At 64.1% G+C, this 24574-nt stretch carries 29 protein-coding genes; 13 read left to right on the top strand and 16 right to left on the bottom strand.

The window, feature by feature from the left end; genetic code table 11:
* The 3 genes from ACRECS_RS11585 to ACRECS_RS11575 form a co-directional block, all read left to right on the top strand.
* A partial coding sequence (locus ACRECS_RS11585) for an RHS repeat-associated core domain-containing protein (RefSeq protein ID WP_431583110.1) occupies positions 1 to 1143 on the top strand: 1143 nt, incomplete at its 5' end.
* Between the two features lie 524 nt (positions 1144 to 1667).
* Positions 1668 to 2333: a transposase gene (locus ACRECS_RS11580; protein WP_431583109.1), complete on the top strand. Its 666-nt coding sequence runs from the start codon at positions 1668 to 1670 to the stop codon at positions 2331 to 2333.
* A 154-nt stretch (positions 2334 to 2487) separates the two neighbouring features.
* Complete coding sequence (locus ACRECS_RS11575; protein ID WP_431583108.1) at positions 2488 to 2946, top strand: hypothetical protein; 459 nt, start codon at positions 2488 to 2490, stop codon at positions 2944 to 2946.
* A gap of 103 nt (positions 2947 to 3049) precedes the next feature.
* On the opposite strand, the gene ACRECS_RS11570 is transcribed toward ACRECS_RS11575, so the two are convergent.
* Genes ACRECS_RS11570 through plsY form a run of 3 tightly spaced genes read right to left on the bottom strand, consistent with a single transcriptional unit; the run spans position 3050 to position 5372 of the window.
* Positions 3050 to 3691 (bottom strand): hypothetical protein, encoded by a 642-nt coding sequence (locus tag ACRECS_RS11570; protein ID WP_431583107.1) that lies wholly within the window; start codon positions 3689 to 3691, stop codon positions 3050 to 3052.
* A 15-nt stretch (positions 3692 to 3706) separates the two neighbouring features.
* A complete protein-coding gene (gene dprA, locus ACRECS_RS11565; protein ID WP_431583106.1) occupies positions 3707 to 4813 on the bottom strand; it encodes a DNA-processing protein DprA in 1107 nt (368 codons plus the stop codon).
* Entirely contained in the window at positions 4806 to 5372 is a 567-nt protein-coding gene (gene plsY / locus ACRECS_RS11560; RefSeq protein ID WP_431583121.1) for a glycerol-3-phosphate 1-O-acyltransferase PlsY, read from the bottom strand. The genes dprA and plsY overlap by 8 nt, the downstream gene beginning before the upstream one ends.
* A 278-nt stretch (positions 5373 to 5650) precedes the next feature.
* On the opposite strand from plsY, the gene murI reads away from it, so the two are divergent.
* From murI to ACRECS_RS11540, 4 genes are all read left to right on the top strand, one after another.
* Positions 5651 to 6460, top strand: a complete 810-nt coding sequence (murI, locus tag ACRECS_RS11555) for a glutamate racemase (RefSeq protein WP_431583105.1) — start codon at positions 5651 to 5653, stop codon at positions 6458 to 6460.
* Positions 6461 to 6472: 12 nt separating this feature from the next.
* A complete protein-coding gene (locus tag ACRECS_RS11550) occupies positions 6473 to 8194 on the top strand; it encodes a hypothetical protein (RefSeq protein WP_431583104.1) in 1722 nt (573 codons plus the stop codon).
* Between the two features lie 122 nt (positions 8195 to 8316).
* Positions 8317 to 9561, top strand: coding sequence for a 5-aminolevulinate synthase (hemA, locus tag ACRECS_RS11545; RefSeq protein WP_431583103.1), 1245 nt, complete (start codon positions 8317 to 8319; stop codon positions 9559 to 9561).
* Between the two features lie 13 nt (positions 9562 to 9574).
* The gene (locus ACRECS_RS11540; protein WP_431583102.1) at positions 9575 to 9997 is read left to right on the top strand and encodes a DUF695 domain-containing protein; all 423 of its coding nucleotides are present in this window, start codon (positions 9575 to 9577) and stop codon (positions 9995 to 9997) included.
* Between the two features lie 163 nt (positions 9998 to 10160).
* Here ACRECS_RS11540 and ACRECS_RS11535 read toward each other — a convergent pair whose 3' ends face one another.
* The 13 genes from ACRECS_RS11535 to flgB form a co-directional block, all read right to left on the bottom strand.
* Positions 10161 to 11066, bottom strand: coding sequence for a flagellar motor protein MotB (locus ACRECS_RS11535; protein WP_431583101.1), 906 nt, complete (start codon positions 11064 to 11066; stop codon positions 10161 to 10163).
* Position 11067: 1 nt separating this feature from the next.
* Positions 11068 to 11931 carry a flagellar motor stator protein MotA gene (gene motA / locus ACRECS_RS11530; RefSeq protein ID WP_431583100.1) on the bottom strand — a complete coding sequence of 288 codons (864 nt, stop codon included), beginning with the start codon at positions 11929 to 11931 and terminating at the stop codon, positions 11068 to 11070.
* Positions 11932 to 12139: 208 nt separating this feature from the next.
* Entirely contained in the window at positions 12140 to 13051 is a 912-nt protein-coding gene (gene flgL, locus ACRECS_RS11525) for a flagellar hook-associated protein FlgL (protein ID WP_431583099.1), read from the bottom strand.
* A gap of 8 nt (positions 13052 to 13059) precedes the next feature.
* Positions 13060 to 14406: a flagellar hook-associated protein FlgK gene (gene flgK, locus ACRECS_RS11520; RefSeq protein ID WP_431583098.1), complete on the bottom strand. Its 1347-nt coding sequence runs from the start codon at positions 14404 to 14406 to the stop codon at positions 13060 to 13062.
* Complete coding sequence (locus ACRECS_RS11515) at positions 14403 to 14771, bottom strand: rod-binding protein (protein ID WP_431583097.1); 369 nt, start codon at positions 14769 to 14771, stop codon at positions 14403 to 14405. The genes flgK and ACRECS_RS11515 overlap by 4 nt, the downstream gene beginning before the upstream one ends.
* Positions 14768 to 15862, bottom strand: coding sequence for a flagellar basal body P-ring protein FlgI (locus ACRECS_RS11510; RefSeq protein WP_431583096.1), 1095 nt, complete (start codon positions 15860 to 15862; stop codon positions 14768 to 14770). Before ACRECS_RS11510 ends, ACRECS_RS11515 begins: the two co-directional genes overlap by 4 nt.
* 17 nt (positions 15863 to 15879) lie before the next feature.
* Positions 15880 to 16566, bottom strand: a complete 687-nt coding sequence (locus ACRECS_RS11505; RefSeq protein ID WP_431583095.1) for a flagellar basal body L-ring protein FlgH — start codon at positions 16564 to 16566, stop codon at positions 15880 to 15882.
* Between the two features lie 11 nt (positions 16567 to 16577).
* Positions 16578 to 17366: a flagellar basal-body rod protein FlgG gene (flgG, locus tag ACRECS_RS11500; protein WP_431583094.1), complete on the bottom strand. Its 789-nt coding sequence runs from the start codon at positions 17364 to 17366 to the stop codon at positions 16578 to 16580.
* Positions 17367 to 17378: 12 nt separating this feature from the next.
* Complete coding sequence (locus tag ACRECS_RS11495; RefSeq protein WP_431583093.1) at positions 17379 to 18122, bottom strand: flagellar basal body rod protein FlgF; 744 nt, start codon at positions 18120 to 18122, stop codon at positions 17379 to 17381.
* Positions 18123 to 18148: 26 nt separating this feature from the next.
* Positions 18149 to 19396, bottom strand: a complete 1248-nt coding sequence (locus ACRECS_RS11490; protein ID WP_431583092.1) for a flagellar hook protein FlgE — start codon at positions 19394 to 19396, stop codon at positions 18149 to 18151.
* 24 nt (positions 19397 to 19420) lie between these two features.
* Complete coding sequence (locus ACRECS_RS11485; RefSeq protein ID WP_431583120.1) at positions 19421 to 20104, bottom strand: flagellar hook assembly protein FlgD; 684 nt, start codon at positions 20102 to 20104, stop codon at positions 19421 to 19423.
* A complete protein-coding gene (flgC, locus tag ACRECS_RS11480) occupies positions 20104 to 20514 on the bottom strand; it encodes a flagellar basal body rod protein FlgC (protein WP_431583091.1) in 411 nt (136 codons plus the stop codon). Before flgC ends, ACRECS_RS11485 begins: the two co-directional genes overlap by 1 nt.
* Positions 20515 to 20517: 3 nt before the next feature.
* On the bottom strand, positions 20518 to 20871 hold the full coding sequence (flgB, locus tag ACRECS_RS11475) for a flagellar basal body rod protein FlgB (protein WP_431583119.1): 354 nt from the start codon (positions 20869 to 20871) through the stop codon (positions 20518 to 20520).
* A gap of 216 nt (positions 20872 to 21087) precedes the next feature.
* Between flgB and ACRECS_RS11470 the strand changes: the two genes are divergently transcribed.
* From ACRECS_RS11470 to ACRECS_RS11445, 6 genes are all read left to right on the top strand, one after another.
* Entirely contained in the window at positions 21088 to 21780 is a 693-nt protein-coding gene (locus ACRECS_RS11470; protein ID WP_431583090.1) for a motility protein A, read from the top strand.
* Positions 21777 to 22310, top strand: coding sequence for a flagellar motor protein MotB (locus ACRECS_RS11465; RefSeq protein WP_431583089.1), 534 nt, complete (start codon positions 21777 to 21779; stop codon positions 22308 to 22310). Before ACRECS_RS11470 ends, ACRECS_RS11465 begins: the two co-directional genes overlap by 4 nt.
* Positions 22311 to 22354: 44 nt before the next feature.
* On the top strand, positions 22355 to 22897 hold the full coding sequence (locus tag ACRECS_RS11460) for a flagella basal body P-ring formation protein FlgA (RefSeq protein ID WP_431583088.1): 543 nt from the start codon (positions 22355 to 22357) through the stop codon (positions 22895 to 22897).
* Positions 22898 to 22962: 65 nt separating this feature from the next.
* Positions 22963 to 23262: a flagellar biosynthesis anti-sigma factor FlgM gene (gene flgM / locus ACRECS_RS11455; RefSeq protein WP_431583087.1), complete on the top strand. Its 300-nt coding sequence runs from the start codon at positions 22963 to 22965 to the stop codon at positions 23260 to 23262.
* Positions 23249 to 23566, top strand: coding sequence for a flagellar protein FlgN (locus ACRECS_RS11450; protein WP_431583086.1), 318 nt, complete (start codon positions 23249 to 23251; stop codon positions 23564 to 23566). The genes flgM and ACRECS_RS11450 overlap by 14 nt, the downstream gene beginning before the upstream one ends.
* A gap of 97 nt (positions 23567 to 23663) precedes the next feature.
* Positions 23664 to 24572 carry a lytic transglycosylase domain-containing protein gene (locus ACRECS_RS11445; RefSeq protein ID WP_431583085.1) on the top strand — a complete coding sequence of 303 codons (909 nt, stop codon included), beginning with the start codon at positions 23664 to 23666 and terminating at the stop codon, positions 24570 to 24572.
* The last annotated feature ends 2 nt before the right edge of the window (positions 24573 to 24574 follow it).

Here is a 24574-nt window from a genome sequence, read left to right as displayed (position 1 = left end):
GCTTACGATGCGAACGGCAACCTGACCTCGGATGGCACCAACGCGTACACGTACGATGTCGAGAACCGGCTGGTCACGGCCAGCGGCAGCGTGGCGTTGACTTGGGATCCAACGGGCCGGCTGTACAAGGTGGCGAAGGCGGCGACCGATACGCGGTTCCTGTACGATGGGGATGAGCTGGTCGCAGAGTATAACGCGGCCGGCGCGCTGCTCCGGCGCTATGTCCACGGCCCGGCCGAGGACGATCCGCTGCTGTGGTATGAGGGTGCAGGCCTGACCGATCGCCGCTCGCTCCAAAGCGATCATCAGGGCTCGATTGTATCAACAGCCAATGCTGCCGGCACGCTGATCGCGATCAACGCCTATGACGAATATGGCATTCCCAATGGCTATAGCACCGCGACACCGGGTCAGTTCGGGCGGTTCCAATATACCGGCCAGGCTTGGCTGCAAGAGCTTGGCATGTACCATTACAAGGCGCGGATCTACTCACCGTCCTTGGGGCGGTTCCTGCAGACCGATCCGATTGGGTATAAGGATCAGAGCAATCTCTATGCCTATGTCGGGAATGATCCCATTGGCGGGAGAGATCCGACCGGGACTTATCAGAGGGGAGATGGCTTCACAGACAAGCAGTGGAAAGAATTCGCGAGATTACAGGAGGCAGCCGGAAAGGCTATGAATAGTCGGGCTGATAAATTGGATGCCAAAGCAGACAAGCGTGACGCCGACGGTAAATCGGGCGGCGATAACCTACGCAACAAGGCAGACAATCTGCGTCAGGGCGCGCTTGCTCTGTCCGATAGGGCGTATGCTCCGAAGGCGAACCTCCTGTCTGATACAGCTTATGATGCCCTGGGCCGCGAACCTGGCAGCCAAGCCTTTACGCCTCCCGATGGCAAATCGACGACCTTTAGATACAGTGGAATCTATGGAGAAACTGGGTCGGGCCCGAGCTGGATCATGGGCCATGACGCGTTGCATACCAGAGGGGTGGGGCCTGGCCTGAACGATGAACGCTTGAACAATATAAGGGCTTACAGATATGGCAAAGCGCCAAATGTTGATGCCTACAACGCCATGAAAAATACCGATCAAGCAACAAGGAATCCAGATCACTTAATGAGTGAGGTCTACCCGTGAAGATTATATATACGGCCATTGCAATTGCAACTGCCTCAGCGTGCGCCGCAGGAGCAGTTAGACTTGTACCAATTGATTATCGAGTGGTGGACAGCCCTGAGACTCAGAGCCTTCAATTAATTTATAAAAATTCTTCAACTAAGAAGGTTTGCATCGGAGCTGAGAATTGGCCTAGCAAAGGAGGGATAATAGACAATTCAGGAGATGAGTTCTACGTAACCGTAAATGATAAACAGTACTTTCTCAAATTAGAACAGGACTATTGTCCAACGTGTGAAACTAAAATTAAGCCTGGCCAGACAATTGAGTCAAAGCTAAATTACTCCAGCTTTGATCTTCCTGCCGATTTGTATAACTCACCAAAGACCCTTCACCTGAAATCTACTGGATATATCTGCTAAAATGTTCTTCTCGATTACGCGATTACGGTGACACGTGCGATTACGGTGCGATTACGGTGGGCGATTACGGTGACACGTGCAATAACCCCTTTACTCGGCGTAGCGTGTCGCTAGCCTGAGCCAATGGCCAGACTCGCCCGTATCGTCCTGCCCGGCATTCCGCACCACGTGACGCAGCGCGGCAACCGCCGCGAGCGGGTGTTCTTCGAGGATGGTGACTATACGCTATATCTCGACCTGCTCGCCGAGGCGGCAGAGCGGGCGCGTGTGGCAATCTGGGGCTATTGCCTGATGCCCAACCATGTCCACATTATTGCAGTGCCGAGCGACGAGGACGGACTGCGGCGGACGTTTCGCTACGTTCATCGCCATTATACCGGCTATATCAACGCGCGCATGCGCGTGACCGGTCATTTGTGGCAGGGCCGCTTCAGTTCAGTGGCGATGGACGAGGCGCACCTGGTCAGCGCCCTGCGCTACGTGGCCCTTAATCCGGTTCGGGCGAAGCTGACCGAGCGGGCACAGGACTGGCGCTGGTCGAGCGCCACCGCGCATATCGCCGGGAAGAGCGATCGTTTTGTGGATATCGCGCCAGCGCTGGAGCGAGTCGGTGACTTTGCGACGTTCCTGGGCGCCGCGTTCGATGATGCGATCAACTATGCCGCTCTCCGCAAGGCCGAGAGCGTCGGTCGCCCGGTCGGATCAAAGGAATGGCTCGCCGACATGGAGGTTCGCAGTGGCCTGACCCTCGCGCCGCGCAAGCGCGGGCCGGTGCCGAAGAGGAATTAAGGGGTTATTGCACGTGTCACCGTAAATCCACCGTAAATCCCAATTATTTTGATCCAACCAATGCTTCTGCTCACTATACATATGACGTGGAGCCTTACCTAAGATGGGGCAATTAAGTGGAATGTTTAGGTGATGGTCAATTGGAGGATATCGCATGAAGCGATATGTGATTTATGGTATAACACTCATATGCTTAGCCATACTATACGTTCAGATTTTGGTAATCCGGGGTTTCAATACTGAAACATCTGCATTAAACGGCTACAGTATCAGCCTTAACCCGGAAAGTCGGCAAAGATTCGGCGGTCTAAGCTGGGGTTTGCTGCGCTTTGATCTGGAAGACAAGTTATATATTGGGATTATTGCGCACATAGGCGCTAATCAAGATGCAGTTATTCGATTGGAAAAAGACGGAAAAACCCTTCTAGTCAAGTGCCGCTCTGATCAAGCCGGAATATGCTACGAATCATTCCATCGAGACGATATGAAAATGTCGGGAAAATTCAGACTGTCGATAAGTTTTGAAGGACAGCCGTCCTGGACTTACGATGGAAAGTTCGTCAGACAATCTAGATCAGTGCTCTTGTTGAAAGAGATTCTTTTAAGTGTTTAGTTTGAATTACGGTGACTGAACTGCACCCCTGAGCTGAGACACGGCTAATTGAGTGACACGGCCTAAGGACGTAGCGCAGGCCTGTTACCGCGGCGGAACCCGATCAGGAAAAAATCTCGCTCAAATGATCCTGCCCCGGCCGCAGCAGTGAATAGAGCGCGACGCTCAGCAGCCATGAGCTGACGAAGGCCGAGAACAGCAGGACATAGAGGATCAGCGACGACAGCAGCGGCTGCAGGTCGATCAGGATGGCGAAAATCCCGATGCCGACCACGACCGCGGGCACGAAGATCACCAGCAGCACGGCGAGGATCGACCATTGGCTCGACCGGGTCAGCGCCCAGCTTTCGCCGAGCGCGCCGCTCACCGACTGTTCTTCCGCCAGCAGGGCGGCCGACGCGATCGACCAGCGCACGCTGAGGAACACGCCCGGCACGATCAGCAGGACATAACCGAGCAGGATGCCGAGGCCGGACAGGATGTTGACGCCCCAGAAGGCGCCGATGCCGTTGCGGCCCGATTCGTCGCGCAGGCCGCGCCGGTCGAGCGCCGTCCGGACCAGAGCATATTGCGCGACCAGGCTGGCGATGCCCGCGGGCAGGGCGCCGGTATCGCCGATCGTCAAATCGAGCGCGATGTTGACCCCGACGAGCCCGACGACGCAGCCAGCCGCCAGGCCCGCATTCTCACGCATCAGCTCGCCCAGCCGGGTGAAGATGTCGCGTACCGCCAGTGCCTCATCCATCGTCTCGTCCCCCGATCAAACCCGACTCACTCGCCCGCCGGCATGGCGTTCGAGCCGCCCGGCCAGCTCAAGCTCAAGCAGCACCATCTGCACCACCGCCGGCGCGAAGCCCGACTGGCGGATCAGTTCGTCGATCGCGACCGGCACCGGGCCGAGCAACGAGACCAGCTCGCGCCGTTCCGCATCGCTCGCATCCCGGGGCGGCGGGCCGGTGAAGGGCGCGCCGGGCGAGCGCACCATGCGCGCGTCGATCGGCCGGATCGTTTCCAGCACATCGGCGGCGGACTGGACCAGGATCGCGCCGTCGCGGATCAGGCCGTTGCAGCCCTGCGCGCGCGGGTCGAGCGGCGAGCCCGGCACCGCCATCACTTCGCGGCCCTGCTCGCCCGCCAGCCGCGCGGTGATCAGCGAGCCGGATTTCGGCGCGGCCTCGACCACCACCGTGCCGACCGAAAGCCCGGAGATGATGCGGTTGCGATAGGGAAAGTGGCGCGCGCGCGGCTCGGTGCCGGGCGGCTGTTCGGCGATCAGCAGGCCTTCGCGCGCGATCCGTTCCTGCAGCGCGGCGTTTTCGGGCGGATAGGCGACATCGATGCCGCCCGCGATCACCGCGATCGTGCCGCGCTCCAGCGCGCCGACATGCACCGCGGTGTCGATCCCGCGCGCCAGGCCCGACACGACCGCGATCCCTTCATCCGCCAGCTGATAGGCGAGCTGCCGCCCGAAGCGGCAGGCAGCGGCCGAGGCGTTGCGCGCGCCGACCATGGCCACCGCGGTGCGGCCAAGCAGCGCCAGGTCGCCGCGCACCGTCAACACGGGCGGTGCATCGTCGAGCTCAGCAAGCAAAGCCGGATAATCATGGTCGCCCAGGAACAGGTGCCGTGCGCCGAGTTTCTGCGCGGTCGCCAGCTCGCGCTCGGCGAGGGCGCGGTCCGCGATCACCGGCGGACGGCCGCCTCCGCGCCCGGCGAGGTCAGGCAGCGCCTCGATCGCCGCGGCGGCATCGCCGAAGCGCGCGATCAGCTGACGGTAAGTGACGGGGCCGATCTGTGCGGTGCGGATCAGCCGCAGGCGGGCAATCGCCGTCGCCGTGCCGCCATCCCGCCCGGCGGCATCAGCCACTCTTGCTGCCGATGCGCGGCTCGGTCCCGGCGAGCAGCCGGTCGATATTGGCGCGGTGTTTCCACAGCACGAGCAGGGCGAGCGCAAGCAGCAGCAGCACCAGGTCGAATTGCGAGAAGAGCGCCACGCTGACCGGCGCGCTGACCGCCGCGGTCATGCCGGCGAGCGAGGAGATGCGCAGCACGGCGAGCAGGCCGAGCCAGATGCCGGCATAGACCAGCGCGCTCGGCCAGTGCAACGCGAGCAGGATGCCCATCATCGTCGCGACCCCCTTGCCGCCGCGGAATTTGAGCCAGACCGGGTAGAGATGCCCGAGAAAGGCGGCCGCCGCGGCGATCACGCCGGTGCCGGGGAAAAGATGGTCGCACAGCAGCACTGCCGCCCAGCCCTTGGCGCCGTCGAGCAGCAACGTCGCCGCCGCGAGCCCCTTGCGTCCGGTGCGCAGCACATTGGTCGCGCCGATATTGCCCGATCCGATCGTGCGCAGATCGCCGGCCCCGGCCAGCCGCGTCAGGATCACCCCGAACGGGATCGACCCGAGCAGATAGCCCAGCAGCATCGCGCCCGTCGGCGCCAACCACAGATATTCAGTCGGCAAATCGCCCCCCTTATGTTCGGGTATAGCCGACACCAACCGCGACGCCAACATGATCCGGGCGGAACAAACGGGAATGGATGCGTTCCTGCGACTGATCCGCATACCCTCAGACGCATACCGGCCGACCAACCTCATTCGATCCGCCGCATTTTCGCCTGCCGGCGCGAAAAAGGCCGATCCGTGCCGACAGAGGAAAGCGTGCCCCTTGCCCCGCGCGTCAGCCACGCTAAGCGGCAGGCATGACGGATGCGCGACCGATCCTGTTCTTCGATTCCGGTGTCGGCGGCCTGTCGGTGCTCGGCCCGACCCGCGCGCTGCTGCCCCGCGCGCCGTTTGTCTATGTCGCCGATTCGGCGGGCTTCCCTTATGGCACCAAGAGCGAGGCGGAAATCGCGGCGCGCATGCCCGCCTTGCTCGGGCGGCTGGCCGAACGGTACCGGCCGCGCCTGATCGTGATCGCCTGCAACACCGCCTCGACCATCGCGCTGGCGGCGGTGCGCAGCGCACTCGACCTGCCGATCGTCGGGACCGTGCCGGCGATCAAGCCGGCGGCGGCGATCAGCGTGACGCGCGCGATCGGCGTGCTCGGCACTGACGCGACCGTGCGCCAGCCCTATGTCGACGACCTGACCGCCCGCTTTGCCGGCGATTGCCTGGTGCTGCGGCACGGCTCGGCCGAGCTGGTCGAGCTCGCCGAAGCGAAGCTGCGCGGTGAAGCGACTGACCCGGCGCGCTATGCCGCCGCGCTGCGCGGCCTGCTCGATCAGCCGGGCGGCGAGCGCATCGACACGGTGGTGCTGGCCTGTACGCATTTCCCGCTGGTCGAAACCGAGCTGGCCGCCGCCGCGCAGAATCTGGGCGCGCGCGCGATTCGCTTCGTCGATGGCAGTGCGGGCATCGCGCGGCGGATCGCGGCGCTGACGCAGGGGCAGGAATGGCCCGACGATCCGGGTGCGGGGCGTGTGGTGTTTACCCGCGCCGGCGCCGATGCCAGTACGCTGATGCCGGCGCTGGCGGCCTATGGCCTGAGCCGGCCTGAACCCTTTTGACGTGAGATTGTGATGCCGACGGATCGCGTGAATGGCGCGCCCTTGCCGCGCCCGCCCGTCGTACCGGAGCGAGTGGCGCTGTTCGCCACCTATGCGCTGGCGATGCTGCTGTTCTTTCGCGGGCCGATCCTGAGCGGATTCGATCTGGGCTATGGCGATCGCGGCGACGGCCTGATCGAAATCAGCCTGCTCGAGCATTGGCGCAATGTGCTGACCGGCGCCAGCCATTGGGCGACGACCGGCTATTTCTACCCCTATGCCGGCACGCTTGGCTATAATGACGGCTATTTCCTGTACGGCCTGGTCTATTCGTTCTGGCGCCTGTTCGCCGACCCGTTCCTGGCCGACACGCTCAACATCGCCACCTTCAAGACGATCGGCTTTTTCGCCGCCTATCGCCTGGTATCGCACAGTCTCGGATGGGGTCATCGCAGCGGGCTGTTCGTCGCGCTGATCGTGACCATCGCCAGCGGCATGGTGAACCAGGCGGGGCACGCCCAGCTTCACATCATCGCGTTGCTGCCGGTCGCGATGATGCTGATAATCGCCATCGTTCGCGCGGAACGGGCGGGGCAAAAGGCGCGCGCGCGTATTGGCGCGGTCGCGCTGGCCGCGTTGCTCGCCGCATGGCTGATGACCGCCTATTACACGGCGTGGTTCACCATATTGTTCTCGGCGCTTTATGGGCTGTTCTACATCATCCTGACCATGCCGCTCAGGCCGCGCGCATTCGCCAAGGCCGTCCGCCCGCACATCGCGACGATTGCCACCGGAATAGGCTCGTTTGCGGTGTTTATTGTCCCCTTTCTCGTCACTTATCTGCCGAAGAAATGGGAAACCGGCGGGCATCATTATTTCGATCACGTCTATAACCAGGTCAATCCAATCGACCTGATCAATGTCGGTCGCGACAATTATGTGTGGGGATGGATTTTCCGGCTGTTCCGCGCGCTGATCCCCGATACGGGCGCGGCGGAGTCTATGATCGACGGCGAGCATATCACGGGTTTCCCGGTGCTGCTCTTCATCCTGATCCTCATTGCCGCCTGGCGGATCATTGTCCGGGGCAGCACAGCCCCGGGACAACCGGTGTCGCCGGCGCTCCGCGCGCTGGCGCTGGCGCTGATCGTGAGCTGGCTGCTCACACTGAAGCTGTTCGGCCACTCATTATGGTATCTGGTCTTCCGCCTTGCCCCCGGCGCGAGCGGCATCAGGGTCGTGCTGCGCTATCAGCTGTTCCTGGTCCTGCCGGCGTTGCTCCTGGTGGTCGCGGCGCACCGTGCCCGGGCATACCGGCTGTTGCGGACCCGCTCCATGTTGATGGGCGGCCTGCTGGCGCTGCTCGTCGGGGAACAACTGACCGGCGCCTCGGCAGCGTTGCTGAGCCGATCGGTGCAGCGAAGGGCCTTATGGGCGATTCCGGCGCCGCCGCCCCAGTGCCGTGCTTTTTATGTCGTCGCGGCACGCAAGTTCGAACCGATGTTCGGGCATGAAGCCCTGAACAGCCTCTATCCGCACAATGTCGACGCCATGTTCCTTGCCGAGCGATGGAATGTGCCGACGATCAACGGTTTTTCGACCTTCAACCCGCCGGACTGGGCATTCGCCAATCCGCTGGCGCCGGATTACGAATCGCGCGTCGCGACCTATGCGCAGCGGCACAGGCTGCAGGGTCTTTGCCGGCTGGACATGCGCAAGGCCAAGCCATGGACGATGATGCCCGAGACGCCGTAAGCCGCTGGCGCGGGACGGGCCGGGACCGGCTTGCCGCCGGTGCGACTGAAATGGTTTAATCCGATCACCCTGATCGTGCAAAGTTGCTGGAAATCCGCGGCGACGCGCGCTAGGGCGCGGACATGGAAGCGGACGGCACGGCGCTGCGGGGAGTCGATTACTCGCGCATCTTCACCCAGGCGATCGATCGCCTGCACGTCGAAGGGCGCTATCGCGTCTTCATCGATATCCTGCGCAACAAGGGCGCCTATCCCAATGCGCGCTGCTTCGCCGGGCATAACGGGCCGAAGCCGATCACCGTGTGGTGTTCCAACGACTATCTCGCCATGGGCCAGCACCCGACCGTGATCGCGGCGATGGAAGAGGCGCTGCACGATGTCGGCGCAGGCTCCGGCGGCACGCGCAATATCGGCGGCAACACGCATTACCATGTCGACCTGGAGGCAGAGCTTGCCGACCTGCACGGCAAGGAAGGCGCGCTGCTGTTCACCAGCGGCTATGTCTCGAACGAGGCAACGCTCGCCACCTTGGCCAAGATCCTGCCGGGCTGCATCATCTTCTCCGACGAGATGAACCATGCCTCGATGATTGCGGGGATTCGCAATTCGGGCTGCGAGAAACATGTCTTCCGCCACAATGATCTCGAGCATCTCGAGGAGCTGCTTGCCGCGGTCGATCCTGCCGCGCCGAAGCTGATCGCATTCGAGAGCGTCTATTCGATGGAGGGCGATGTCGCCCCGATCGCCGCGATCTGCGACCTGGCCGACAAGTATAGCGCGCTGACCTATCTCGACGAAGTCCATGCGGTCGGCATGTACGGCGCGCGCGGCGGCGGCATTTCGGAACGCGAGGGCGTGGCCGACCGGCTGACCATCATCGAAGGCACGCTGGGCAAGGCGTTCGGGGTGATGGGCGGCTATATCACCGCCGACCAGACGATCATCGATGTGATCCGCAGCTATGCGCCGGGCTTCATCTTCACCACCTCGCTGTCGCCGGTGCTGGTCTCCGGCGCGCTGGCCAGCGTCCGTCATCTGAAGGCATCGGGCGTCGAGCGCGAGGGCCAGCAGGCCGCGGCGGCAATGCTCAAGGCGATGTTCGCCGAAGCCAGCCTGCCGGTGATGAATTCGACCACGCACATCGTGCCGCTGATGGTCGGCGATCCGGTCAAGGCGAAGAAGATCAGCGACATCTTGCTCGCCGAATACGGCGTCTATGTTCAGCCGATCAATTATCCGACCGTGCCGCGCGGCACCGAGCGGCTGCGCTTCACCCCCGGCCCCGCGCATGACGAAGCGATGATGCGCGAACTGACTGAGGCGCTGGTCGAGATCTGGAGCCGGCTGGAGTTGCGCAAGGCTGCGTGAAGGGGCCCGCGTGATGCCGATGCGCAATGCAGACGACTGGTCGATCGCCACCGGCATGGTCGATGGCAACCGCACCATCATCCGGGTTCTGTCGCAATTGCCCGAAGCGGATGAGCGCGCCGAACGGCCGCTGCTGATCCATGTCACCTGGACCTATGGCGAGACGCTGATCGGCATGCCCGACGCCGCGACGCTCGATACGATCGAGACGTTCGAGGAAACGATCTTCGCCTCGATCGACCAGCAGGACTGGGCAACCGAAGTGGCGGCGATCACCGGCAATGGCGCCAGGCAGTGGCGCTTCTACACCGATGATGGCGACAACTTCGTCGCGCAATTCAGTGCAGCGCTGGCGGATCACCCGGTCTATCCGATTGAACTCGAAGGCATTCCCGATCCGGAATGGCAAGGCCTGCGCGAACTTCAGCCCGGTTGAAATCCGGAACCAAGTAGAACGCGACCGGTTGTCGCCTTCCCCGACAGGAAGGCTTTACCGTGAAAAAAGGTTGTCTGCTCTGGCTGCTTGGCGTGCCGATCCCGGTGATCATCATCCTGTATCTGATCTTCGGGCACTGAGCGGGGTTATCGCTACCGCCGGTTTATTCCCCGAAGCTGCCCGCCCGGTACAGCAGGGTGATTGCGACGCGCCGATTGCGCGGGTCCATCTTGTTGGCGACGATCATCGGTTCGCGGTCGGCCACTCCCTCGATGCGGTAGAAGCGCTGTTCCGGAATGCCCCCCGCGGCAAGCCGGCGGCGCGTCGCTTCGGCGCGGCTCGACGACAGCATCCAGTTGTTCATTTCCAGCGGGTCGCCATAGCCCAGACCGTCGGTATGGCCGCGGATCATGATCGGATTTTCCATCGCCCCGATCGATTCGGCGATCAGGCCGATCAGCTTCGACGCCTCGGGTTCGAGCGCGGTGGTGCCGAGCGAGAACATCGAATAATCGGCATCGTCGAGCAGATCGATGCGCATGCCGTTCTGGGTGCGCATGAAGCGGACATGCTTGCCGAGTCGGGCGAGCTTCGGATTGGACGCCATGGCCATCGTCACGCGCCGGCGCATTTTCTCGAAATTCTTCTGGTCCTCCGCGCCAAGGGCCATCTTGTTCTTCATCGACCCCTTCTCGCCAGTGCCGACCTGCAGCCCGCCGGTCGCCTCGACCGGGACGGTCATCGACCGAGTGCCGGTCTGCTGTGCCTTGTGCGGGTAATTGTCCTTGTCGGTGATCGACGAGCCGCCGAACATGCCGTTCGAACCGGCGCTGTTCTGCTTCATCTGAATGAGCGTCGGCGAGAAATAATCGGCCAGCGCCTTGCGCTGCTTCTCATTGGTCGCGCCGAGCAGCCACATGAGCAGGAAGAACGCCATCATCGCGGTCACGAAATCGGCATAGGCGACCTTCCAGGCACCGCCATGATGACCGCCATGACCCTCGATATAAATCTTCTTGTAGATGATCCTGGGCGGCTGATTCGACCCATGCGGCGCGCGCGCGGCCATCCTACCTACCCCTCAGGCCGTCGAACACTTCGGCGAAGCCGGGCTGATTCGAGTGCGCGATGCCCGAGCGCGCTGCCTCGATCACCAGCGGCTGCGGGTGGCCGTGGAGCGAGGCAATGATGATCTGTTTCACGACATGATAGATCGCGCCGTCGGCATCGATCACCTGCTTCAGCCGGTTGGCGAGCGGCGAGACGATACCGTAAGCGAGCAGCACGCCGAGAAAGGTGCCGACCAGCGCCGAGCCGATCATCGCGCCAAGGATCGCCGGCGGCTTGTCGATCGAGCCCATCGTCTTCACCACGCCGAGCACGGCGGCGACGATGCCAAGCGCAGGCAAGGCGTCGGCCAGGCTGGCCAGCGTGCCCTGCGGCCCCTGCACTTCGTGGTGGTGGGTCTTGATCATATTGTCCATGACCTCCTCGACCGCGTGCACGTCGAGCGTGCCCGACGACACCACGACCAGGCGCAGCGTATCGGCGATCAGATTGACCAGAGTATGGTCGGCGAGCAGGCGGGGATATTCGGCGAAGATCGCGGATGATTTCGGATCCTCGACATGCGGTTCGAGCGCGATCGGCCCTTCCGTGCGGAGCATCTTCATCAGCTTCGACACCAGGAAGATGGTGTCGAGATAATCCTGTTTCTTGTATTTCGGGCCCTTGAAGATCTTGCCGAAGCTGCCGCCCAGCGCCTTCAGTTCCTTGGTCGAGTTACCGATGATCAGCGCGCCAAGCGCGGCGCCGCCGATGATCAGCATTTCGTGCGGGATCGCTTCCATGACCGGGCCGAGCGCCCCGCCGGTGATCGCGAAGCCGCCGAAGATCATCACCAGAAGGACGACAAGGCCGATGACCGGAAACATGTGTGTGGAACTTCCCCCAAGGAGCGGCTCAGAATGGCCCGCTGAGGCGGACCCGTGCGATGATGGTTAACCCGACTTCGTAGCCAAGCGGTTAACCAGGGCCTTTGTTTTTTAAAGACGGTGCCGGCCCACTCCCCCACCCGGCCACCCAATCAGGATATTCTATGGGTGGCCGGGTGGGGGAGTGGGCCGGCACCGTCTTCGAACCTCAGCTCAGATAATTGAACAGCGACAAGGAGCTGAGCTTCGAAAAGCTCGCCTGAGTCGCCGACAGGACGGTCATCGTCTTTTGCAGCTCAGTGATCGCCGCGGTGATGTCGGTGTCCTCGATCGCCGAGCGGGCGATCTCGCGCGTCGCGCCGACATCCTTGAGCCGTGATGCCTCGAGATCCATCCGCGCGCCGCGCGCACCGACCGATCCGCGGGCCTGAGTGACCTGCGACAGCGCCGCTTTCAGCCCGTCGGTCGCCGCCGCCGTTGCGGCCGGATTGCTGCCCCCCTCCAGCGAATCGGCAAAGGCGCCGAGCATCGCGAAGACGTCGGTCGTGCCGCCGCCACCGGTCGGGATGCCGCCGAAGATGCGCGCCGCGCTGTCGGTTGCCTGGACATTGTTGCCATCGCCGATCGGGATTGCCGATGGTTCGCCAGTGCCGGCGAAACTGACCGTGCCGTCGCTTGCCACCGAGACCGCGCTGTCACCGGTCGCGGCGCCGAACAGGGGCTGGCCGCGCACATCCTTGGTATTGGCGAGGCCGACCATGTCGCTGATCAGCGCCCGCACCTGCCCCGCCAGCACCTTGCGATTCTCGTTGGACAGGGTGCCGCTGCCGGCCTGGATCGCCAGCTCCTGCGCACGTTGCAATTGGGTTTCGACCGAAGCGAGCGTGGTGTCGGATTGTTCGAGCAGGCTCTGCGCCAGACCGATATTGGAAGAATAGGCGGCATCGTCGGCCTTGCCGACCTTGAGCGTTTCGAGCCGGCGATAGCCGAGCGCATCGTCCGAAGGCGCAAGAATCTTGGTCTCGGTCGAAATCTGCGTCTGCAGCCGGTCGGCCTTTTGCGACAGCTTCGCCATCAGGCTGGTCGAGCGGTCATAGAGCTGGCTGGTGCTGATCTGCATGGCTGGACTCACTGAATGCTGAGGATCGATTGCAGCGTCTCGCGCGCAACCTGGATGACACGCGCCGATGCCTGATAGGCCTGCTGGAAGCGCATCAGATCGACCGCCTCGCTATCGATGCTGACGCCCGAGACCGCATCGCGCGCGGCGAGCGCGCCGTCGCGGATCGAGGATTGCGCCTCGGCCACGGTGCGGCGGCCGGCAAGCGTCGCGGCATTGCCGGCGACCAGTGCCGAGGTTTTCGTCTCGAAGCCGCCCGAGCTGCGCAGCGCATCGAGATTGGCGAGATTGGCATTGTTACGCGGGCCGCCGCCGGGGGCCGCCGCGGCGATGCCGCGCGGGTCGGTCAGCGCGACGGTGATGTCGGTCGGCGTCGTGCCGACCGCGAACATCGCGGTCCCGGCATTACCGTCGAGATCGCGGCCCTGCGACTGCACGTTATTGACGCCGGCGACGAACTGGGTGGCGATGGCATTCACCTGATTGCGCGCATCGGCAATGCGCTGCGCGCCGTCCGCAACGCCGGCCATCACGCCGCCCTGCGGGGCAAGCGGGACGGTGGTGCCGTCGCGGTGCAGCGCAAAGGCCACCGTACCGTCATCGTTGCGGGAATAGCTGACATGGCCGGCCTGATTGCCGGCGACGAACACCGGTCCGGCCGACCCGCCAAGCCGGACGGTCGCGCGCCCCGCCGTGTCGAGCGAGACGGAAACATCGCTGAGCGCGCTCATCTGCTCGAGCAGTTGATCGCGCTGATCGGCGAGCTGTGCCGCCCCGGCCGTTCCCGGTGTGGCGCGGCCAAGGCCGTCATTGACCTTGGCGAGCGCCGCGCCGAGCTGGTCGAGATTCTGCGCCGCACCCTCGGCAGTCGCATCGAGATCGGCCGTGATCGAATCGAGCGCCTTGCCGGTCGCGGCAAAGGCGGTGGCGGCCGAGGTGGCGGATTCGAGCATCGCGGTTCGCGGCGTGGTCGCCGACGGATCGCCGGCAACCGCCTTGGCCGAATTGAAGAAGCTGGTCAGCCGGTCGCCCAGCTGGCTCCCGGTCAGTGCGCTCTCGATCCGGTCAAGCCAGGCGATGCCGGTTTCGGTGCGCGACAGATCGGCGCTGGCCGACCGCACATCGGCGGCGCGGAACATGTCGGCGGCGCGGGTGATGCCCGACACCAGCACGCCGGACCCATCATTGACGCCGCGCGTGGTGATGCTGCCGCCCGCCACGGTGATTTCGTTGAGCGTGGTGCTGCGCCGCGTGTAGCCGGGCGTCGCGGCATTGGCGATGTTTTCGGACACGGTGGTCAGCGCGCTTTGATAGGCGCGCACCCCGCTGGCGCCGATGCCGAGCAGGTCGCTCATGACGCCGGCGTCCCGTTAACGGCCGCCTGTTGTGCGGCGGCAGTCTTTTCGGCATCGGCCTGCGACTTGGCGAGGAAATCGACCATCGCCTTGCCGATACCGATCGGCGCGTGATCGGCCATCGACTGGGCGATCTTCTGGTCCTGCATCTCGCGGAAGGTGTCGAGGCCCTTGCTCTCGAACAACTCGCTCGCAAGGTGCGCCTGGCGCATCGATTTCAGCATCATGCCGGTGAACACCGATTCGAACTGCTTGCCGGCCTTTTCCAGATTAGCGCGCGACGACAGCCGGCTTGTGTCCAGGCTGATCCCGCTGGTCGGGACCGCAGGCGTAGCGACGCCGCCAAGGTTGAGCGGCGTGCTCACAGGACGATCAGTTCGGCTTTGAGCGCGCCCGCTTCCTTCAGCGCCTCGAGGATCGCGACAAGATCGGCCGGCGATGCGCCGATCGCGTTGACCGCCTTGACCACATCGGCAAGCTTCGGACCCGGCTCGATCAGGAACATCGGGCGACGCTCCTCCTCGACCGCAACGCCGCTCTTCTGTTCCTTGGCGGTCTGGCCCTGGCTGAACGGCTCGGGCTGAACCACGCGCTCCTGCTCGTCGATGCGCACCGTGAGTTTGCCGTGCGTGACGGCGGCGCGGCCGACCCGGACCGCGGAATTGATCACCACGGTGCCGGTGCGCGCATTGACGATCACCTTGGCCGACGGCTCGGCCGAGACGACGTCGAGATTCTCGATCGTGCTCATCAGCGTGGCGCGGATATCACCGCCGACCGGTGCGCGGACCGAAACCGACACGGCATCGACTGCCTGGGCCGAGCCCATGCCGAGCTTGTTGTTGATCGCCGATGCGACATTCTGCGCCGTGGTGAAATCGGCGCGCTGCAGATTGAAGGTCAGATAGGGGGTGTTCTCAAACCCGGTCTGCACCGCGCGTTCGACCGTCGCCCCCTCGGGGATACGGCCGGCCGAGGGAATGTTGACGACGATGGTCGAGCCGTCCTTGCCCTCGGCGCCAAGACCGCCGACCGCGAGATTGCCCTGCGCCATGGCATAGATCTGGCCGTCCGCGCCGAGCATCGGCGTCAGGATCAGGCTGCCGCCGCGCAAGCTCTTGGCCTTGCCGATCGAGGCGACAGTGATGTCGAGCCGCTGGCCGGGCTTAGCGAAAGCGGGAAGGTCAGCGGTGATCAGCACCACCGCGGCGTTCTTCATGCCCGGATTGGCATTGGGCGGCAGTTGCAGGCCGAAGCGCGACGCGACCGCCTTCAGCGACTGCACGGTATATTCGAGATTGTCATCGCCCGTGCCCGGCAGGCCGACCACGATACCGTAGCCGGTGAGCTGGTTCGACCGGATGCCCTGAAAGCCGCCCAGATCCTTGATCCGGTCGGCGTTTGCGGGCGTCGCGACCAGCAGGGCGGCGAGCGCAGCGATTAGGATGCGGAACATGGGTGCGGCTTTCATCATCAGAACGGGCTGATCACGGAGAAGAAGCGGCTGAACCAGCCCTGGCGGCTGGCGCGGGCGACATCGCCCTTGCCGGTGTAAGCGATCTGGGCATCGGCGACGCGGGTCGAGGCCACGCGGTTATAGGCGTCGATATCGGCCATGCGCACGATGCCGCGGATCTGGACGAATTCGTCGCCGCGGTTAAGCGTGACGCGCTTCTGCCCCTTCACCAGCATAGTGCCGTTGGGGAAGACCTCGGAAACGGTGACGCTGACTTCGCCCGACAATGTGTTGGACTGATCCGCGCTGCCGGTACCGGTGAAGTTGCGCTTGCCGCTGATCGTCGCGTCGGTCTGGTTGAACAGGTTGAGCGCGCCGGTGGTCGGCGGGGTCAGGCTGGCGCCGCCGCCCGAATCGAGTTTCGAACTCGCCGATTTCGAGGCGATGGTGCGTTCGACCAGGACGATGGTCAGCGGATCGCCGACGCGGCGCGCACGCCAGCCCTCATAAAGGGCGGCATAGCCGTCCGACGCCTGGTAGATCGATCCGTTCGCGGGCGCCGGCGCCATGGGAGGCGGCGCCGGCATTGTCGCGGAGAAATCGACCGGCGGCTGCTTCTTGCCGAACAGGCGCGCGTCGGCGGGCGCCGGCGAAATGCTGGCGGCGGCAAGCGCAGCGACCGATATGAGCGGGAATATCTTCATGGCGTTAACCATCACAGATTTTGGTTAACATATTTCAACATGTCGTCGGTCGCGGAGATCATTTTCGAATTGACCTCGTACGCGCGTTGCGTCTCGATCATGTCGACCAGTTCCTCGACGACATTGACGTTCGACGCCTCAAGCATCCCCTGGCGGATATTGCCGCGACCATCGAGCCCGGCGACGCCGAGATTGACCGCACCGCTCGCTGCGGTTTCGGTGAGGTAATTGTCGCCCTGCGCCAGCAGGCCGGCGCCGTTCGGGAAGGTCGCGATCTGGATCTGGCCGAGCTGGCTTGCTTCGGTCTGGCCGGGAACGGTCGCCGAGACCGTGCCGTCAGTGCCGACGGTGATCGAGGTCGCACCTTCGGGAATGGTGATGCCGGGCATCACCTGATACCCCTCGGAGGTGACCATCAGGCCCTCGGGCGAGCGCGAGAAATTGCCCGCGCGGGTATAGCCGAGCGTGCCGCCGGGCAGCTGAACCTGGAAATAACCGTCACCGTCGAGCATCATGTCGAGCGCATTGCCGGTGGTCTGCATCGCGCCCTGAGTGTCGATCCGCGCCGTGCCCTGGATGCGCACGCCGGTGCCGAGATTGAGCCCGACGGCATATTTGGTTTCCGACGTGCTCGCCGTGCCCGGCGTCGTCACCGTCTGATAGGCGAGCGTTTCGAACGCCGCGCGATCACGCTTGAACCCGGTGGTGTTCACGTTGGCGAGGTTGTTCGAGATCACGCGCATCCGCATGTCCTGGGCGTCGAGCCCGGTGCGGGCGATGTGCATGGCTGCGCTGGTCATATCCGTGCTTCCTTATGCCGGCATCCGCATCAGCGATGCGGCGCTCGAATCCATGTCCTTGGCTTCCTTCATCAGGTTGGCCTGGACCTCATAGGCGCGCTGGTTCTCGATCATGTCGACCAGCGCCTGAGTCATGTTGACGTTCGATCCCTCAAGGGCACCGGACGCCACTTTTCCCTCCATGTCCTCGGGCAGCACGCCGCCGCCCTTCACATGGAGCAAATTGTCGAGCCCCTTGACGGTCACCGACCCCTTGGTGCTGACCAGCTTGAGCTTGTCGATCACCTGCGGGTTGTTGGCCTCGCCGCCGATCGGCACGATCGAGATCGTGCCGTCCGACGCGATGGTCATCGACTGGGCCGGTGGCATGGTGATCGGGCCGTTCGCCCCCATCACCGGAAAGCCGTCACCGGTTTCCAGCACGCCGCTCGGCGCAATCTGCAGATCGCCGCGGCGCGTATAGGCTTCGGTGCCGTCGGGCGCCTGGACGGTCAGCCAGGACTCGCCGGAAACCGCGACATCGAGCGGGCGGCCGGTCTGCATCACCGTACCGGCGCGCCGGTCGGCATCGACCACCTGCTCCGACGCGGCGGTGCGCGTTTCGAACCCGGGGCCGTTGACCGACAGCCGGTCGAACACCACGCGATCGGACCGGAACCCGATCGTCGAGGCATTGGCGATGTTGTTCGCGATCGCCGCCTGCGACGCCATATGCGCCTTGAGGCTCGATGCCGCGGTATAGACCAGCTTGTCCATTCAGGATGTCCTGTCCGTGCCCGAGTTCAGCTGCGGATGTTGAAGATCGTCTGCGAGATCTGGTTGGCGGTATCGAGCGCCTTGGCATTCGCCTGGAAATTGCGCTGCGCCGCGATCAGGCCGACCAGTTCCTCGGTCACATCGACGTTGGAGCCCTCGATCGTGCCCGACATCAGCGAGCCGAAGCCATTGTCGTTGGCGCCGCCTAGGCTTGCCTGGCCGGAAATGCCGGTCGCCGACCAATAGCTGTTGCCGTTCTGGCGCAGGCCGGCCGGGTTGGCGAAATTGGCCAGCGCGACCTTGCCGAGCTTGACCGTGTCGCCGTTCGAGAAGCTGGCGGTGACCACGCCGGATTCATTGACCGAAACGCCCGACAATTCGCCGACCGTCGCACCATTCTGGCTGCGGCCCACGACCGAGAAAGCGCTGGGCTTTTGCGAGGTTCCGGCGAGATCGAGCGACAGCGGCTGCGCCGCGCCGCCCGATGACGGGGTGAACGGATCATAGGCGATCGGGGTGGTCGGCGCGGTCATCGTGCCGTTCGCGTCGAAGGTGACGGTGGTCGGCGTGGCCGATCCGCCAACGGTCAGCGGTTGATTGCCGACATAGGAATGGACGGCCCAGGTCGTTGCCGACTGACGGACATAATAGTTGGTCATCGTCATCGCCTTGCCGGACGAGTCGTAGATCGTCGTCGAGGTCGAGTTGTTATAGGTCGACGCGTTGAGCGGATCGAAGGTACCGGTGGGGACCTGCGCATTGGCATAGAGATTGAGGTCGAGCGTGACCTTGGAGGTCGCAACCGGCGTGCCGCTGGTTTCGGGCAAGCGCAAATTGACCATGCCGTCGCTGCCGGTCGCGGTGACATTGCCGTCGGCATCGACCGGATAGACCTGCAGCGCGCTGCCCTGGGCATCGACGACATTGTGCGTTGCCGGATCGACCTGGAAACTGCCGTTGCGGGTATAGGCGACGGACGAACCGATGCCGTTGGTCTTGACCGCGAAGAAGCCGTCACCGCTGATCGCGAGGTCGAGCGACGAGCCCGTAGTCTTCAGATTGCCTTCGGTGAATTGCTGGCGATTGCCCTTCACCACCGTGCCCGAGCCGACCAGCTTGGTCGGATCAGTGCTCAGGTTCGAGGCGATCACATCGGCGAAGTCGGTCCGGCTCTTCTTGAAGCCGTTGGTCGAAACATTGGCGAGGTTGTGCGAGATGGTCGACATCTCGGTCTGAGCCGCCTGCAGGCCACTGAGCGAAGTGTAGAAGGACATTGCGATACTCCTGATCTAGGGGATTCAGCCGATCTGGCGGACGGCGGTGATGGGAACCTGGCCGATGCCGGGCAGGGTCAGAACGGGACTGCCGGAGGCCGGCATCGAGACGGCGGCGACGGGCGCCCAGACGAGCGAGCGGCTGGTGACCGCGACATTGTCCTTGGCGGCGGTGACGACGACCTTGAACGGGCCGCTGCCGGCATCCGCGCCGGCCTCGGTCTTGCCGTCCCAGTCGTAATTGACCGTGCCCTTGGTCTGCGCGCCGAGCTGCAGCGTCTTCAGTACCTGGCCATTGGCATCCTGGATCGAGACATTGACGTTGGTGGCATCGCCGTCGAGCTCGACCGCGCCGGCAATGCCGCCGGCGGTGCGACCGAACGCGACATTGCCCTCGGTCAGCACGGTGCGGCCGACAAAGGCGAGCGCGTCGCTCTGGCTGGTGCCGGCAAGCTTGTCGGAGATCGCCTTCAGCGTCGTGTTCATCTCGCTGATGCCGGCGACCGACGAGAATTGCGCCATCTGCGCAACCATCTGCGTGTTGTCGACCGGCGAGAAGGGATCCTGGTTCTTGAGCTGCGCGGTCATCAGCTTGAGGAAATCGCTCTGCCCAAGCGTCGGCGATGACGAGGCCGGGGTATTGGCCTTGTTGTTGGTCGTGCGGTTGATGCCGAGATTGTTCAGCGTGGTATCGAAACTGCTCATGATCAGCGGCCCAGTTTGAGGGTATCGAGGATCAGCGACTTTGCCGTCTGCATGACCTCGACATTGTTTTGGTAACCGCGCGCCGTCTCCATCATGTCGACCAGCTCACGGGTTTCATCGACCGCGCTTTCCCAGACATTGCCGTCCTTGTCGGCCATCGGGTGCGACGGATCATAGCGTTTGGTGGGGGCTTCCCCGGCATTGACGACGCTCTCGACATTGACCGTCGCGAGCCCCGTTGCCTTGTCATATTCGGTGCGGAACACCGGCTTGATCGTGCGGTAGGCGCCGGCCTCGCTCGACGCGATCGACCCGGCATTGGCCAGGTTCGACGCGGTAGTGTTCATGCGCACGAGCTGCGCCGACATCGCCTTGCCGGCGACCTGGAAAATGGTGAGTGGATTGTCGCCCATGGCTTATTCTCCCCGCAGCGCGCGTGTGATCGTGCTGATGCGTCCGTTCAGGAACGAGAGCGTGGTCTGATACTGGACCGCATTCTCGGCGAAGGCGGTCTGTTCGGTCGACAGTTCGACCGTGTTGCCGTCGATCGATGGCTGCATCGGGTTGCGGTAGCGCACGGCGCCGCTCATCCCGTTGGCGGAGAGCCCCCCCGGACCCTCCGCCGCCTGGAGCGCAACCTGGAAGTCCAGATCCTTCGCCTTGAAACCCGGCGTGGAGGCGTTGGCGATGTTCGAGGCAAGCAGCCCCATGCGTTGCGAGCGCACCTGGAGCGCTGCTCCATGAACCCCGAAAAGACTGTTCTCGTTCACCGTATCGGTCTCCGCACCTTGTTGTGCGCGCAGAGCTAAGCAATGGCCGTGCCAAATGGCGCCGAGGCCGGGGGCGGTCGCCAAACGGCAGGCGGCCGGCAGGCAAAGCGGCAAGACATTGCCGGTCGGCGGCAATGATTGCCGCCCGACCGCGCCGTGCGGCCGGCATTTCGCCGCCGCGATGCAACTGGCCCACCCCTTGCAATACCCGCGTCGATGACAACCGCACCCACCCTTGCCCACATGCTGGGCCCGTTCCTCGATCCCACCGCGATCGCCCTGGTGGTCGGCGGCACGCTGATCGCCGTCGTGCTGCGGACGTCGCTCCGCGACCTGGCCGGCGCGGCCGGAGCGCTGGGTAGTCTGGTGCGGCGGCGCTTCGATGCGACACTGTTGCTCGACCAGATCGCAGCACTCGGCCGGATCGCGCGCCGCCACGGCGTGATGGCGCTCGACCGGTCCGTGATCGCCGACCCCGATGTCGCTGCCGCGGTTGCAGCGATCGTCGACGGCGCCGGGCCGGACGAGGTTGCGACGATCATCCAGCACTGCCGACGGGCGCGGATCGAGAAGCAGCTTGGCGCGGTCGAAGTGTGGAACGGCATGGCCGAGGTCGCGCCGGCGATGGGCATGATCGGCACGCTGATCGGCCTGGTCGCGATGTTCACCCGGATGACTGACCCGAGCGCAATCGGCGCAGCAATGGCGATCGCATTGCTCGCCACGCTCTACGGCGCGATCATCGCCAATCTGGTTGCCGCACCGATCGCCACGCGCCTCAAGCGCCGCGCACGGATCGAAGCGTTCGAGCGCACCCGCCTGGAAGGGCCGCTGGTCGCGCTCGCCGCGCGCGAACGTCCACGCACCGCGACGCTGACAAATGTCGCCGAGTTGGTGAGCGTAGCATGACGATCGACGATTTCCCCGAAGAAGCGCCGGGCCGGCCGATCTGGCTGATGACGCTGGCCGACCTCGCGCTGTTGCTGGTCGGTTTCTTCGTGTTCGTGCAGGCCGCCCAGCATCTCGACCAGAAGGCGCTCGCCAAGGGCATTCGCGAGGGCTTCGGTGCAACGGCCATCGCACCATCGACTCCCGCTCAGGCCGAACCGATGCCGGTCGCTGCCGCGGCGATGCTCAACTTCGCACCTGGCTCTGCGGCCTTGCCCGCTTCACCCGCCGGCCTGATCGCCTGGGCGCGCGAAGTGACCCGCGATCCGCGCGTCACGCTGAAGATCAGCGGCGGCACCGATGGCAGCGCGATCGATGTCGATGCCGACACCGGCAGCGGCGCCGTGCTCGCCGCCGACCGCGCCCGCGCGGTTGCCGCTGCGCTGGCGCGCGCGAAGATCGTCGCGCCGGGCCGCATGACCATCGTCACCACCACCGCCAATCGCCGCTCGGTCGTCGTGACCCTCGGCTTTGCCGGCAACCGGCAATGATTGGCCGCCCGGCAACCCGTTTCTGCCGCTTTGGAGAAAAAGCCATGTCCCGTTCGCTTATCCCCGCATTGCTGCCGGCACTGTTGATCGCGGCTCCCGCGATCGCCGCGCCCGGCTTTCAGGATACTGCCTCGCTCGACCGTGCCGTTGCCGCCTTTACCGGGCGCGGCATTGGTGACGAGGGCGGTGCACGCAGCATGGTCGATACGCGGCTCAAGCTCGCGCAATGCCCGACCGTGTCGCTGTCGTGGCGTTCCGATGCGCATGATGCGGTGGTGGTGACCTGCACTGGCCCGGACTGGCGCCTGTTCGTACCGGTCCGCTTCACCCCCTCCGAACCCCGCAAGGCACCGCAAACCATTGCCGCGGTCGTACCCGCGATCAAGGCCGAACCGGTGATCAAGCGCGGCGACCCGGTGACGATCGAAGCCGGATCGCCGGGCTTTTCGATCACGCGCGAAGGAGTTGCCGCCGCCGATGCCGCGCCGGGCGCGCGTTTCCTGGTCAAGATCGACGGGGGCAGAGCGCCGGTCCAGGCGGTGGCGCTGTCGAGCGGCCGGGCGACCCTTCCCGGCTGGTCCGAATAATTTTGTAAAGGTTTGGCGGATGCGGTCGTTTATCCCTGTGTGGCATGACCCGGAAAGGGGTGAACATGGTGGATCCTCTAGGCGTAAAGCCTGTTCAGACCAGCGATCGCGGGGTTGCCCCGGTCGCGCGCGTGGTCGCGCCCGCCATGGTTCAGAAGCCCACCGGACCGGAAGCCGAAATTGTCAGCCAATCCTCGCTGGCGATTGCCGCGAAGGAATTTTCCGCCAAGCCGCCGGTCGACCCGGAGCGTATCGCGCGGATCCGCAAGGCGATCGCCGAGGGGCATTTCCCGATCTATCCCGCGCAGATCGCCGACCGGCTGATCGCGGCCAAGTTCGAATGGACTCGCAATGACCCGGCGTGACGCCCTGATCGGGGTGATCGATTCGCTCCATGTCGAGATCGCTGCGCTGAAGGCGAATGATATCGACGCGCTGGAACGCGCGACCCAGGCAAAGCTTGCCGGGCTGGAGACGATTGCCGCAATGGGCACAGCCCCGGTCGGCCCTGAGCTGCGCGAGCTGGCCGAGGAAGCGAACCGCCTCAACGAGACGTGCCGCATCTATGTCAACCTGATGGCGGCAAATGTTCGCCGCCGCCTGCAAACTTTGACCGGCGATGCCGGTGCCGGCTATCGTCCCACGGGCGGCATTTCCGTCTACGCGTAAGGGGACATACCCTGCCGTCGCTTGGCGACACCTGACTTACAGAAATGGCACGCTCCTTGCTGATTGATCCCTGAATAAGGCAATCAGCCGAGGACCGATGAGTTTCAATCCGTTCGCCATTACCGGGAACAGTTCCGCAAAGGGCTCCGGCGCGTCGGTCCAGTCGGCGATCGCGTCCGCGAGCCAGAAGACCGGGATCGATTTCAATTATCTGATGGGCCAGGCGCAGCTCGAAAGCGGCATGCGCACCAATGCGCGCGCGAGCACCTCAAGCGCGTCGGGCCTATATCAGTTCATCGACCAGAGCTGGCTGCGCGTGATGAAACAGCACGGCGCCGAACATGGCCTGGGCTGGGCCGCCGACAGCATCAAGACTGCCAGCAATGGCCGCATGACGGTGAGCGATCCAACCATGCGTCGGGCGATCCTCAATTTGCGCAACGATCCGCAGACCGCCTCACTAATGGCGGCCGAACATGCCTCCGACAACAAGGACGCGATCGAACAGTCGCTGGGCCGCGACGCGACCGGCACTGACCTTTACATGGCGCACTTTCTCGGCCTGGGCGGGGCGCGGTCATTCCTCGGCGCGATGGAGCACAATCCGGGTCGCAGCGGGGCGAGCATGTTCCCTGCCGCGGCACACGCCAATCGCAACATCTTCTATGCCTCGAACGGCCAGCCGCGCTCGCTCGAACAGATCTATAGCCGCTTTGCCGCCAAGCTCGACAAGGGCGCCAGCATCGCCACCGGCACGACCAATAGCAGCGCGAGCGACGGCTTCGCGATGAACCCGGTGACGATGGCGTCAGCGCTGGAGATTGACGGCGCGACGGTTATTCCCGGCGCAGGCGAGAGCGGCGACAATGCCGGCGCCTGGGCCAAGGCGACGCTCGACCAGATCAACGGCAGCACCAACCGCCAGACGCAGAGCGCCAGCCTTATGCGGCCGACGCCGAACACAGCACGGCTCGCCTATATGATGCTCGCGAGCCTGGGGGCGTAACG

This window comes from Sphingomonas sp., assembly GCF_050725575.1.
Taxonomy (GTDB): Bacteria; Pseudomonadota; Alphaproteobacteria; order Sphingomonadales; family Sphingomonadaceae; genus Sphingomonas.
Note: the sequence above shows the minus strand (reverse complement) of the source record. Positions and strands in the feature narration are given on the sequence as shown.